Raw genomic sequence first — 12,198 nt, forward strand, 5'->3', positions numbered from 1 at the left:
ACCTTCCCACACGCATGGATTGCAGATAACTCTTCTCTATCGGGTGGGGAGTATTTGAAAATGAAGCTGAACACTATGCGGCTGGCACTGGCATCGGTGCTGGCGGGACTGCTGGTTGTGGCCGTGCCGGACGCGGCGATGGCCAGGGACAAGGGCTCGCTGGCCGGCAAGGAAGGCGACAAGCGCTATCCGCTGCAATTCGGAAACACCACGGGCCCGTGCCAGAAGGTCTACAAGGACTATATCGCGGCGCCCGGGCATTCTGCCTACGCACAGACCCACAGGGGCAGCACCGAAGCCTTCTTCTGCGGCCCCGCCTACAACGCGCCGACACAGAAGGCAGCCGAAGAGCGCGCCCTCGCCAACTGCAATTCGGTCGGCAAGAAATACAAGGTCAAGACGACAGGCAAGTGCGCCATCTACGCCTCGAAGTGAGGCCACGGGTGGGCCATCGCGATCATCTCCTTCTCCCCTTGTGGGAGAAGGTGCCCCGAAGGGGCGGATGAGGGGTGCTGGAAGAAACGGGAGGTCGCAGGAGGCAATCCGGATTGCGAGAAATCTCGAAACGCCCCCGCTCCGTCCAGCACCCCTCATCCGACCTCGCTTCACTCGGCTACCTTCTCCCACAAGGGGAGAAGATATTGCCGCCTCGCGCCCCTCCCCATCCCGCGTCCATCCGGCTACCCTGCCCTGCCAGCCAGGATTCGCCGCATGCCCATCGCCTACGACCCGTTCGACGAAATCCGCCGCGAGGCGTCGGGCTTTAGCCTGGTCCCGCCGCAGGTGGTCGCCGACAACGCCGCCAGGGGCCTTGCGCTGCGAAAGAAATTCGGCCGCGGCGGCACCGAGATCGGCGTCGGCCGCGCCGAGGAGCTCGTCGCCCGCACCGAACTTTCACCCCACACCATCAAGCGCATGGTCAGCTACTTCGCCCGCCACGAAATCGACAAGCGCGGCAAGAATTTTGGCAACGAACAGAACCCTTCAGCCGGCCACATCGCCTGGCTGTTGTGGGGCGGGGATGAAGGGCGGGCGTGGGTGCTGGAGATGAAAGGGCGGATAAAGCCAAACGGCTAGACCGGCACTCCTCGTCCGAAAAGAAGAGTTGCCTCCGCCCGAAGAGCATCGCGCCGGCCGGCATTACCGGTCCCGACTACATGGTCGTCTGGAAACTTCGCTCGCTGGCAGCAGGCTACCCTTGCATCTCGGCCGGTGCTCCCGCCATGTCGACCGCCAGCGCTTCGAACACGTGACCGTCGGGGTCCTCGAAGACCCGGTTGTACAGCCAGCCCATGTCCTGCCGCTCGCGAACGTCAGCCTTGCCGCCGGCTGCTGCCGCCGCCTCAACCATGGAGTCGACCTGCTCTCGGCTGCTGCGGGACAAGGCAAGCAGCACCTCGCTCGTCACATGGGCGTCGGCAATCTCCTTCGGTGTGAAGGTTGAGAAATAGTCATGCGCCAGCAACTGAAACGTGATGGTGTCAGACCAGACCATGCTCGACGACTGGTGGTCGCTGAACTGCTCGTTCTTCTCGCATCCGATCGCTTGGTAAAAGCGGGTCGCGACGGCCAGGTCCTTCACCGGCAGGTTTATATAGATCGTCTTCGACATTGTGGTCCTCCACTGAGAATTTGCTTCATTGAGCTTGCGGTTCGAACCAGCCCTTTGGCGTTTCGCCATTGAGGAACGGCTCGATCAGGGCGCGCAGCAACTCGACCTGGCCCATGATGGCGGTGTGTGAGGTCGCAGGCAGTATGGCGAGGCGTGCTTCCGGCAGGGGCTTGCCCTGGTCACCCATCACGCCGCCACCAAGTAACCGGAACATCGCCAGGGTATGTGCATGGTCGACGATGTCGGCATCACCCTGAATGATGAGGATTGGCGTCTTCAGCTTTGCCACATCGGTTTCCCAGGCCATAGGCTCGTGTTCGAGCGCGATCAGTTTGTCCACGAGGGCGGGGAAGCCTTTCGGGTCGGCCGCCAGCTCGCGATAAGCATCTTCCATCGGCGTGCCGACAAACAGTTCGGGGACGATTTGCGGGACAAAAGCCCGGTAATCGGGGTGCCAGCCCTTGAAATCGTAGGCGATGGACGTCAAGGCGGCCCTGTCGACCTTGTCGGGGTGCCGGATTGCCAGTTGAAGTCCGACAGCAGCGCCCATCGAATAGCCGAAGATGTCCGCCTTATCGACGCCGACGGCATCCATGAAGGCAGCGATATCGTCGGCGAGGTTGGGATAGGTTATGGGCCGGCCGATATCGGGCGTACGGCCATGTCCCTGCATTTCGACGGCGATGACCCTGCGCGATCGAGCGAGGGCGGGTATGATTTCGCCCATCGTAGGAATGTTCATATAGGCGCCGTGCAGGACTACGAGGGGATCACCCTCGCCAGAGGTCTCGTAGTACATCTGCATGCCGTTGACCTCGATGCGGGCGCCGACAGGTTCAGACTGTGCGACCATGGGGCCGATTGCAAGCAGGACCCCGGCAATGAGTTGCAGCGCGGACCATTGTCTCCTCCTCCTCGTTTCAACGCTCCGCGAGACCAGCCTGGATGAACCAAAAGTCCGACGCTGATCTCGCGTCAATAAATCGTGCCCAGACACCTCGCTCCTTGGCACGACAGAAACGGACACGCCCCGTTTCGCAATGATGTAGACCGATCTACATATTCTGTAGACCAGTTTTCATATGTCGTCAATTGTGGTATGGAACCCTTATGGCAAACTTGACGAAAGACCGGATGCTGCAAGCCGCCACGAGGCTCCTGCAGTCGCGTGGCTACTTTGGTACAGGCCTGAACGACGTCCTCGCAGAAAGTGGCGCTCCACGAGGTTCGCTCTATTTCCACTTTCCTGGCGGCAAGGGGCAGCTTGCCTTGGAAGCAACCCGAGCCGCGGTCGATGAAGTCACACTGGCGACGGCCAAGACCATCGCCGAGGCCGAAACCCCGGGCACCGCGCTCAGAGCCATCTCCGAACGCATCGCAGACCTCATGAGAATCACGAACTATGAGCGGAGCTGTCCGATCTCGCCGCTGATACATGATGGGGTAAACGATCTGCCGGCTCTTCTTGATCTGTGCCGCGAGGCTTTCGACACTTGGATGGGCCTTATGGAGGAGATGCTGCTGAAGTCAGGCTTGACGTCGGACCGCGCCAAGACGCTTTCATTGCTCGCCCAAACAGTCTTTCAGGGCGGCTCGATCGTCTCGAGGACCCACCATGACGATCGAATGCTTCTTGATGCGATCGACGAGGTCGCTCGGCTTATCGACAAAGAAGTCGCCGACGTTTCGTGACAGGTAGATGTGTAATTGGGTGACCTGCGGGACACCTATTCCGTCCAAGGCCTTGGCGGCGCGCGGGTGCCAGCACTCGAGTCATCGTTCATGCGCCGCTCGTCGGGCAAGGCGCCGGCCAGCAACGCCTGGCAAGATCACATCGGTCAGATTAGGGGACCGAAGTATCTACCGGACCGCGCAACCCGTTACGCGAGTTGTCGCACGTAAAGCAGAGCCGTTCAGTTCACATTCGAGCCGGCACAGTCAGTTCGGGCCAGTTGCCTCTCGCGCTTCACAAACGCAAAAAGCCTCTCTGTCACCATCTGTCAGCAATCTTACCCCCAAATCCCGTCCCGCTTTTCCACCCCCCTCAAACCCTCCCGCATAATCTCGCCAGTTCCTCCCGCGGGAACGCCGGTCGCGACGGCGGCATGCGGGGAGGAGCCGGCGCCTCCGCTCGTGGGCTAACGTGGTTCGCGGTCCGGGGAGGTTCCGTCCAAGGGTTCCCCTTCGGGCACTACGGCCCGGGTGCGCTGGACGATGCGCTAGTGGGGGCACGGGCGAAAATGCCTAGGCCCCGGAAGCGGAACGGACGGGAACAGAAATCGCCGGCGGGGCGCGGACGTCGCGCCACATATCAAACTATCGGAAGGCTCGGCCCCGCGCCCCGCTTCCCGAACTTCCCTCATCCTGAGCTTGTCGAAGGATGAGCTTGTCGAAGGATGGGTTTGTCGAAGGATGACAATGGCCAGGCGCGAAAGCGAGCGTGGCGACGGAGGAGTGCGACGTATTGAAGAAATCGCGTGCTTTCGCGCCTCCTCTGGCCTGCCGGCCATCTCCCCTCAGGTGGGGAGATCAGTCCTCATGCCGACCTTCGCCAATCGCCGGGGTTGCAGGATGAGCGGGGCTTCGACGCTGCCAATCTCCCCACCTGTGGGGGAGATGGCCGGCAGGCCAGAGCGGGGCAACGTGGAACTCCAAGAACGGCAAGTTGCGTTCTCCCCGCCATTGAGCGGGCTGCCCTCAATCCCCCACCGGGTTCAGGCTCTTGTCCAGCTGGCCGGGGCTTTCCCACGCCGCCACGAAGCTCAAAAGGTCGGCCATGAAGAACGTGCCGGGCACCGCCGCCGGCAGGTCCGGCTTCCATGCGGGATCGGAGAGATAGGAGCCCGCGTCGCCCTGGACGAGGCCGACGAACACCTCGGCGACGATGCGCGCGCCCACCGGGCCGAGCCGCTTGCCCTCGCCGCGCAGTTCGGCCTCCTTGAGGATGTAGTACCAGAGCGGCGTGCGGGCGTCGAAGCCGAGCGACTTCGCCACCGCACCGTCCGGCCCGGTGGCGATCTCGGCCGGCGAGATCGCATCGAAATTGATCTTCTGGCGCATCAGCGCGGCCACCGCCTGGCCCGAGGGCAGCCCGATCTGCACCCCGCGCCTGAGGTTGCGGAAGGCGAGGCTGGCGGCGGCGGAACCTGCGGCCGCGCCCGGCAGCCGGTGCAGCTCGCCGGCCAGCAGCGGATCGAGCCGGCGCGACTGGTTGAACTCGGCCTTGATGGCGTCCGGCGCCGGCAGCTCGAAATAGCGTCGCCAGTCGATCACCCAGTTGCTCGGGAAGGTGCCCTGCCCCGGCGTACCGCTGTCGAGCCCGCCCGACAGGTTGGTGAAGCGGAAGAAGAAGTTGAAGGTGCCTTCGGCGAGATGCGGTTGGGGCGTGCGGAAGATGCGGTTGTGGTTGTAGCGCGGCCTGACCATCGAATGGCCGAGCCGGTAGACGGCGCCGGAAAACTCCCATGGCATGAACGGCTTGGTCCTGAAGCGGTAGAATTTGCGGCCCTCATGCAGGATCCGAGCGACGATGCCGGTCTCGGTCAGCCGCTCGACCCAGTCGTGCAGCACCATCCACTGATAGTGCCAGCGCACCGTCCGCGCCGCCTCGGCAAACAGCCTGTCGTCGGCCACCGTGCCCTTGAGATGGTCGACCACGGCGTTGTGGAACTTCAGGAAGGCGAGGTGGATCTGCGCGACGATCAGGTTCTCGTCGTTGCGGTGGTCGCCGATCAGCGCCACGCCCTGGGCGTTGCGCGGCAGGTCGTTGGGCAGCTGCGGCACCTGCTGGCCGGGCCGGTCGGGGCCCTCGACCGACACCTCGGCGGCCCCGAGCAGGAGCTTCGGCGTGTCGACCATGGCGCCATCGGCGTTCGGCGCACGCGCAAACAGGAAGCGGTGCGGCCCGGGCCCCGCGCCATAGACGCAGTCGAGGTCGAGCCCCGGCGTGCGGAAATTGCGCGTCATCCCGGGGTCGGCCATCGCCTCGCTCAGCGGCGTCAGGTCGAGCGTGATGTCGTGGTCGACGAACTGGCCGAGATAGGTGAAGCCGGCGGGGATGTCGGGATTGTCGAGCGCCGTCTGGCGCGGGTCGCCGGCCGGAAGGTCGGGCTCCGCCATCGCCCTGGCGAGTGCGAGCAGGTCGTCGTCGGTGGCCGTCAGCGCCTGGCCGCGCAGCTCGCCGAACATGAAGTCGAAGAACGCCTCGCCCTGCGCGCCGCCGACGGCCAGCGGCGAGGCTGCGGCCGGCGCCACTTGGGCTGCGGCAATCACAGCGTTTTCGGCCAGCACCTGCCGGCTGACGAAACCATGCCCGATGCGCTGCCTGAGATTCGGCCCGGCCATGAAAGTGCCTCCCCTGACTGGCGTGAAGGGAGCAGCGTAATGCCGATCGCGATTTCTCGCAATCTACGATGGTATATATCAATTGATTTATACCATAGATTGCATTTCCCCCGACCAGTCGACCTCGACCATGCCGAGCCGGAGATAGAGCCGATAGGCGGCGGCGTTGCCGAAGCGGTTGGTCTTGAGGTCGACATGGCTCGCGCCACGCGCGGAAAAGGCTACAAACACCTGCCGCATCAGCGCCTCGGCAATGCCCTTGCCGCGAAAGTCGGGATGCACGGCAAGATCCTTGACGAAGCCGCCAGCCCAGCATTGCGCGGCACCCGCCAGCCGCCCGCCGGTTTCATGCACGAGGAAGCACAGGCCGGGATCGAACTCGGCGTCGTCGGCGAGCCTCGGCCACCAGACGTCGAACGGGCCGTTCAGGCCGTCGTCGAAGGCAAGTTCGAGCAGATCGTGCAGCGGCCGGGCATCGCACGCCTGGAACGTCCGCATGACGAAGCCATCGGGCCATTGCGGGGTATCGAGGTCGCCGCCCAGCACCTTGCGCAGGCGAACGTCGTTGTCACCTTGCGGCCGGGGCACGCGTCAGCCGCGGTGGCGCACGCGGTCGCGGCCCAGGCCCGTCTCGTCGAGCAGGCCCTTGCGCTTGGCGTGGTAGTAGTAGCCGCTCTGGTAGAGCTTGTCGGCCATGTCCTCGTTGCCGTCGGACACCATGAAGGCGCCGCGCAGGTATTTGACGGCGAACTTCAGGTTGGTCTCGGCATCGAGCAGGCCGTTGGCCGGGCCGTCATAGCCCATGCCGCGCGCCGTCGCGTGCTTGATCTGCATCAACCCCCAGTGGCCCCTGTTGTAGGCCAGCGGGTTGAAGGTGCTCTCGCGATTGACGACGCGCCGCACCAGGCGCTCCGGCACCTCGTACAGCGCGGCATATTTGGCGATCAGCTCGTCGACCTTGCCGCGCGAAGCCAGCGCCGGGCTGTCAGGCGCGGCATAGGACGATGCGGCGAAGCTTTCGGGCGCAACATTGCCGAGCGACGCCACCTGATAGCTTTTCGGCACCGGCGCCTTGGCCGGCAGGGCATAGTCGGCAAGCGTCGGCGCGGGCGGAAACTCGCCGGAAAGCTTGGCATCGCTGGCAGCGACGACGATGTCGCCGCCGGCCATCGGCGCGCTCATCGGATCGAACGGCGCCTTGGCGACGGCAGGCGCCGGTGCAGTCGCGGCAGGCGTCTTGGCTGCTTCGGATGCGGCTGCGACGGTGGTGGCGGCTTCGCCGCCGGGTGCCGGAGCTGGCGCCGCAGCGGCGACAGCGATGTCGGCAGCATCGGGCGCAGCAGCGGCCATCTCGAGCGCGGCGGTCGCCGGCGATGTTTCGGCCGCGGCAAAGGATGTGGGCACCACGGTCACGGTTTCAGGCAGCGCGAAATCGGCGTCGGCCGACTGCACGAGGTCCGCATCGGAACCGGCGGTTGGCGCAAGACTCGCATCGGCGCTCAGGGCCACGTCCGCACCAGTCGAAAGGTCCGTGCTGAGCGCCGCCGTGTTTGTCTGGCAGCCCGACAGCAGAGCCGTCGCCAATGCCGCCGAGATCAGCAGATGGGTCTTTATCGCCGGCAAATGCACACTCTGGTTAATGATTTCGTCCCGTACGACCCTCCTTACATGAAGGCTCCCGCCCGGGCAATCCACAGGCGAATGCGGTTTTCGGGTGGCATAGGGCCGCAGATCGTGCGAAAATGTTCCTGATTTGTACCGATTTGGCGGCAAATGCCTCCACGGAAGGGAGTGACATGGACAGCACCATTTCCTTGCCCCTGCCCGGCCACGCAGTGTTCGAAACGTCGCTCGGCTTCATGGCGCTCGCCTGGAGCGATGCTGGCCTGACCCGCGTCTGCCTGCCCGAAAAAACCCACGCGGCAGCCGAGCGGCGCTTGTTGCGGCTCGCCGGCACGGACGCCGCGAATGCCAACGCCGACCAGATTGCCCCGGCATGGATCGCGGCCCTCGTCGCCGACGTCAGGCGCTATGCCGACGGCGCCGACATCGACTTCTCCGGCGTGCCCGTCGATCTCGCCGGTGTCGACGGGTTCCGCCGCGACATCTACGCCGCGGCGAGAAACCTGCGCCACGGCGAAACCACCACCTATGGCGGATTGGCCGAGAAGGCCGGGCATAAGGGCCTGTTCCGCGAAACCGGTGCGGCACTCGGCAGCAATCCGATCCCCCTGGTCATCCCCTGCCACCGCATCCTGGCGGCCGGCGGTAAGATCGGCGGCTTCTCGGCGACCGGCGGCTCGGTGATGAAGGAACGAATGCTGGTGCTGGAAGGCGTGCGCGTCGGCCCGCCGCCGGCAGCGCAAGCGTCGTTCGGCTTTTAGGAACGACGCGGCAGCCGAATGTCATGGCATGACCGGACGCGGCCCATTCGGAACGGGTCGGAACTGGCCCGCAGCACAAGTCAGTTGTGCGGGAAAAGCCGGCGCTTGAAGAAGAAGCGGTCCCGCTCGATCTGCTTGCAGTTGTAGACCGGGCAGGACCTGGCATCGGCGGTCGGCACATAGGCGCGCCGCGCCTCCTGGCCCGACGGGCAGAAGCGATCGTTCCTGACATAGCGGTCGTAGCGCGGCACGCCCGAGGTCGGCGAGGTCCAGCGCAGGATCGCCACACCCTCGCCGCGTACGGCGCCCTGCACCTGGGCGCAACTCATGCTGGTCGAAATGTAGCGCGAGACGGCCTGGGCCTCGGCAGCGACCAGGGTCAGGCAAACGGCAAGCAGAATGGCTTTCATGACGGATCTCCGAAGACTTCGGCAGCGACACTCATGCATGAGCCCGACGACGGGATCGGGTTCCGGATCATGCGACGATACAAGAAACTGCGGCGCGGCTTGCGCTTCCTCCAATGCCACGACGCGGTAACGCCAAGCAATATAACACTTTTCGCCCGCCATGGTTGCATGACTATTGAGGCCGGTTTCAAGCATGCCGCTTCAGGAAGGGCTTGCGTCGAGCGACAATTGCCCGTATATCGCTCACGTTGATATTTCGGCCGACAGATCCGTGCCCCGCGACACTCTCGCGTTTGCAGACGTCTATCTCCAAAATTTCGATATCACGGGTCGGGCACATAGCTTGATCAAGACCAAACTGCAGACGACAAGGATTATCGCAATGGCAACTGGCACCGTTAAGTGGTTCAACGCAACCAAGGGCTTCGGCTTCATTCAGCCCGACGCAGGTGGCGCGGACGTATTCGTCCACATCTCCGCTGTCGAGCGTTCGGGCATGGGCTCGCTGGCCGATGGCCAGAAGATCAGCTTCGAGATCGAGCAGGACCGTCGTACGGGCCGCTCGTCTGCCGGAGCTCTCAAGGCAGTCTGATTTAAGGCGCGCGGGAGCGAAAGCTCCGATTGCGTAGCAAGTCACGGATGTACTGGCGGCCGCGCCACAAGCGCGCCGGAACCAAGACCTGAAGGACGATGCGGCAGATTGCCGTGAGCCTCGGGCCAAAGGAACCAGGATCAGCTGCTGACAGCGGAAGGCGGGGTTACACCCCGCCTTTTTGTTTTTCGCAAACAGGCTTCAAGTCGCGGAAGCCCTTCCGCAACACCTGAGCGCAACACAAGAAAAAGGCCCGAAGATCGGATCTTCGGGCCTTTTTCGTTCCGGATCTGGCGGTCAGGGCAGCCAGGTGAGCGGCACATGCCCCTCGTCCCCCGCCACGCGGGCAAGCCAGGCCTTCACCGCGGGGAAAGCATCCAGGTCATAGCCGCCGACGGTGGCATCATGGCTGTAGGCATAGAGCGCTATATCGGCGACGCTGATCGCAGCGCCTGCCAGGAATGGCGTCTTTTCAAGCTGCACCTGCATCACGCCGAGCGCCTTGTTGCCGCCGTCGAGCAACGCCTGCATCCGTTCCGGCGTCACCTGGGCGGCACGCTCGGGATAGAGAAACATCGTACGCCGAACGGCAACGTAGGGTTCGTGGCTGTATTGTTCGAAGAACAGCCACTGATAGACCAGCGCCCGTTCGTAGGCGTCGGTCGGCAGCAGCCGGGTCCCTTCGGCCATATGCAGCAGGATCGCATTGGACTCGGCCAGGAAGCGTCCGTCCTCGAGCTCGAGCAACGGCACCTTGCCGTTGGCGTTCTTGGCGAGGTAGGCGGCCGAGCGTGTCGAGCCGTCGCGCGAGCTGGTTTCAACATGCCTGAAAGGCCGGCCGAGCTTGGCCATCAGCAGGCGCGGCTTGTAGCTGTTGCCGCTGTCGCTCATTCCATAGATCGTGATCATCGCGCTCGTCCCTTTGTTCGATCGCGATTATCGCCGCACAGAAACGTCAAACCAGCGATTTGTTCTGCACCGAAACATCAGCATTTGTGATGTTTCGCCTGAAATCAGCCAAACAGCGGAACGACGACACACGCGCCACGGCGATATTGCGACATCTCGCGCGGCCCGTCCGCAAAGACGCTGCCGACCAGCATGGCCGGCTCGAGCAGGTCGCCCTGGAAAAGGTCGACGCCGGCACCAAGGGCGATTTCAAGGCGGCTTTCGCTGTCGATGCCCTCGACCAGCACCGATACCCCTTGCGCCTTGAACTCCGAGACCACTGGCCGCAACAGCCTGCCGGTCGCGGCGTCGGCGCAGAATCGCTCGAACGACGCCCGATCGAGCCTGGCGATGTCGGCTTTCACCCGAGCGGCTGCATGTGCATCCGGCTGCCCTGCCCCGTGATGACCAAGTGCGACACGCAGGCCCAGCCCGCGCAAGGCGTAGGCAAGGTTTTCGTCGACACCATCGATTTCGCAGATCAGCTGCGACACGTCGAAACCTTCGTCCACAAGGCGCTGCACCATGAAACGCAGGTCCGCCATGGCTTCGCTGCCACCGCGTCCGTCATGACGGAACAGCAGCGAAATGCCTTCGACGCCGATGTTGTAGACATTGGCGAGCGGCAGCACTTCGATCATGCGTCCGACGATCGCGCGATCTTCGGCAGCCACCCCGGCCAGGAATTCGGGCATCGCCACCGGCTGGCCCTTGAGATAAGGCACGACCTGCGCATCGGCGGCCACCGGCGTCAGCCGGCCCTGCTCATGGCGGAAGATCGGCTGCATGGCGCAGCGCAGGCGAAAATCGCCATGGACGCCGAACTCCAGCCCGACCTCGTCGGCAATGATCCTGGCAGCCAGATCCGCCGGCAGTGCTCCAAACCCGAAAAACCCGTCACTCATCATGAAGTCCTTTTGCCGAAGCTTCGGCCTGGTCTCGGCGCGCTGCCTGCCAGCGGGCCAGCGTCTCCGGCTGCAGCCGGGGACCCCTGTTGCTTGCCGGCAGCCACGGGCGCCGCCGGTTCGAAATGTGAAAAATCCGCCGGCACGATCTCCGGCATCGCCAGCACGAACCCCTGCACCATCGAGGCACCGGAGCGCTCGGCCAGTTGCAGTTGCCAGCTTTCCTCGAGCCCTTCGAAGACGGTGCGGATCCCCTTCTCCTCGAAGTTCGCCACCATCTCCTTGAGCAGCGCGAACCCTGCGCCGGATTCCATCAGACGGCTGATCCAGTGGGCATCGAACTTGACGATGTCGGGCTTGATGTCGCGGATTCGCTTGATGTCGGATTCGGCCGAACCGAAATCGTCCACGGCGATGCGCAGGCCGTTTGCCTTGAGGGCCCGGACGAAATCGAACAGCGCCTCTTCCGAGGCGGGCTTCTTCTCGGTCACTTCGCAGACGATGCGGCGCGGGTCGATTCCGGTCTCGTTGAGAACCTGACGCATGTCGCGCAGCGCGTGTTCCGAAATCGAGCGGTCGAGGAACACCGACGGATCGAAATTGATGAAGATCGATGCGGACCTGGGCACGAACGCCGCGGCGTTGAGCAAATGCAGAGTCCGCGTCAGGGTCTCGACCTGCAGCCGCTCGGCACCGTCCACGACGGCGAAGAACATGCCCGGCGGAACCGCGTCGGCACCGCGAAACGGCCTGATCAGCCCTTCGAAGGCCGTGGCCAGCAAACGCCCCGACTGAAAGGCGAAAATCGGCTGGAACGCGCTGTGCAGGGCGTGCACGCCCCAGACTCCGGTCGCAGAACCGTCGTCGTGCCGGATGATATGGGCGAGCCCGATGCTCTTCGACACGGTCCGTCCTATTTCCGGAATACTGCGAATTTGCTTCGCCAAAATCTCATCGAAGATTTGATCGCCGGTTAACGGAATGTCTCAAACTTGACCCACCG

The 12,198-nt window shown here is 63.9% G+C and carries 14 protein-coding genes; 5 read left to right on the forward strand and 9 right to left on the reverse strand.

What is annotated here, in order from left to right; genetic code table 11:
• The first annotated feature begins 60 nt into the window (after positions 1–60).
• Both GGR00_RS13190 and GGR00_RS13195 read left to right on the forward strand, forming a co-directional pair.
• Positions 61–435 carry a hypothetical protein gene (locus GGR00_RS13190; protein WP_055970309.1) on the forward strand — a complete coding sequence of 125 codons (375 nt, stop codon included), beginning with the start codon at positions 61–63 and terminating at the stop codon, positions 433–435.
• A gap of 276 nt (positions 436–711) precedes the next feature.
• On the forward strand, positions 712–1,077 hold the full coding sequence (locus GGR00_RS13195) for a hypothetical protein (protein WP_244487734.1): 366 nt from the start codon (positions 712–714) through the stop codon (positions 1,075–1,077).
• Positions 1,078–1,192: 115 nt separating this feature from the next.
• Here the strand turns inward: GGR00_RS13195 and GGR00_RS13200 are convergent, their stop codons facing one another.
• Together GGR00_RS13200 and GGR00_RS13205 are read right to left on the reverse strand one after the other, a co-directional pair.
• Positions 1,193–1,612, reverse strand: a complete 420-nt coding sequence (locus tag GGR00_RS13200) for a VOC family protein (RefSeq protein ID WP_055970311.1) — start codon at positions 1,610–1,612, stop codon at positions 1,193–1,195.
• Between the two features lie 25 nt (positions 1,613–1,637).
• A complete protein-coding gene (locus GGR00_RS13205) occupies positions 1,638–2,465 on the reverse strand; it encodes an alpha/beta fold hydrolase (RefSeq protein ID WP_055970312.1) in 828 nt (275 codons plus the stop codon).
• 257 nt (positions 2,466–2,722) lie between these two features.
• Here GGR00_RS13205 and GGR00_RS13210 point away from each other — a divergent pair, with 257 nt between their 5' ends.
• On the forward strand, positions 2,723–3,304 hold the full coding sequence (locus tag GGR00_RS13210; protein WP_184699658.1) for a TetR/AcrR family transcriptional regulator: 582 nt from the start codon (positions 2,723–2,725) through the stop codon (positions 3,302–3,304).
• A 1,005-nt stretch (positions 3,305–4,309) separates the two neighbouring features.
• Here GGR00_RS13210 and GGR00_RS13215 read toward each other — a convergent pair.
• The 3 genes from GGR00_RS13215 to GGR00_RS13225 form a co-directional block, all read right to left on the reverse strand.
• A complete protein-coding gene (locus GGR00_RS13215) occupies positions 4,310–5,956 on the reverse strand; it encodes a peroxidase family protein (protein ID WP_184699659.1) in 1,647 nt (548 codons plus the stop codon).
• 87 nt (positions 5,957–6,043) lie between these two features.
• A complete protein-coding gene (locus GGR00_RS13220; protein ID WP_343065547.1) occupies positions 6,044–6,544 on the reverse strand; it encodes a GNAT family N-acetyltransferase in 501 nt (166 codons plus the stop codon).
• A gap of 3 nt (positions 6,545–6,547) precedes the next feature.
• Entirely contained in the window at positions 6,548–7,579 is a 1,032-nt protein-coding gene (locus GGR00_RS13225; protein ID WP_246441360.1) for a lytic transglycosylase domain-containing protein, read from the reverse strand.
• Between the two features lie 173 nt (positions 7,580–7,752).
• Between GGR00_RS13225 and GGR00_RS13230 the strand changes: the two genes are divergently transcribed.
• A complete protein-coding gene (locus GGR00_RS13230; RefSeq protein ID WP_184699660.1) occupies positions 7,753–8,340 on the forward strand; it encodes a methylated-DNA--[protein]-cysteine S-methyltransferase in 588 nt (195 codons plus the stop codon).
• A gap of 80 nt (positions 8,341–8,420) precedes the next feature.
• On the opposite strand, the gene GGR00_RS13235 is transcribed toward GGR00_RS13230, so the two are convergent.
• Positions 8,421–8,750: a hypothetical protein gene (locus GGR00_RS13235; RefSeq protein WP_184699661.1), complete on the reverse strand. Its 330-nt coding sequence runs from the start codon at positions 8,748–8,750 to the stop codon at positions 8,421–8,423.
• Positions 8,751–9,132: 382 nt separating this feature from the next.
• Between GGR00_RS13235 and GGR00_RS13240 the strand changes: the two genes are divergently transcribed.
• Positions 9,133–9,342, forward strand: coding sequence for a cold-shock protein (locus GGR00_RS13240; protein WP_055970634.1), 210 nt, complete (start codon positions 9,133–9,135; stop codon positions 9,340–9,342).
• 297 nt (positions 9,343–9,639) lie between these two features.
• Here GGR00_RS13240 and GGR00_RS13245 read toward each other — a convergent pair whose 3' ends face one another.
• The 3 genes from GGR00_RS13245 to GGR00_RS13255 all read right to left on the reverse strand — a co-directional run bounded on the left by GGR00_RS13245 (position 9,640) and on the right by GGR00_RS13255 (position 12,100).
• Positions 9,640–10,251, reverse strand: a complete 612-nt coding sequence (locus GGR00_RS13245; RefSeq protein WP_184699662.1) for a glutathione S-transferase family protein — start codon at positions 10,249–10,251, stop codon at positions 9,640–9,642.
• Between the two features lie 104 nt (positions 10,252–10,355).
• Positions 10,356–11,195, reverse strand: a complete 840-nt coding sequence (locus GGR00_RS13250) for an EAL domain-containing protein (protein WP_184699663.1) — start codon at positions 11,193–11,195, stop codon at positions 10,356–10,358.
• Positions 11,195–12,100 carry an EAL domain-containing protein gene (locus GGR00_RS13255; protein WP_055970323.1) on the reverse strand — a complete coding sequence of 302 codons (906 nt, stop codon included), beginning with the start codon at positions 12,098–12,100 and terminating at the stop codon, positions 11,195–11,197. Before GGR00_RS13255 ends, GGR00_RS13250 begins: the two co-directional genes overlap by 1 nt.
• Between the last annotated feature and the right edge of the window lie 98 nt (positions 12,101–12,198).

The sequence above is a fragment of the Aminobacter aganoensis genome (genome assembly GCF_014206975.1).
Classification (GTDB): domain Bacteria; phylum Pseudomonadota; class Alphaproteobacteria; order Rhizobiales; family Rhizobiaceae; genus Aminobacter; species Aminobacter aganoensis.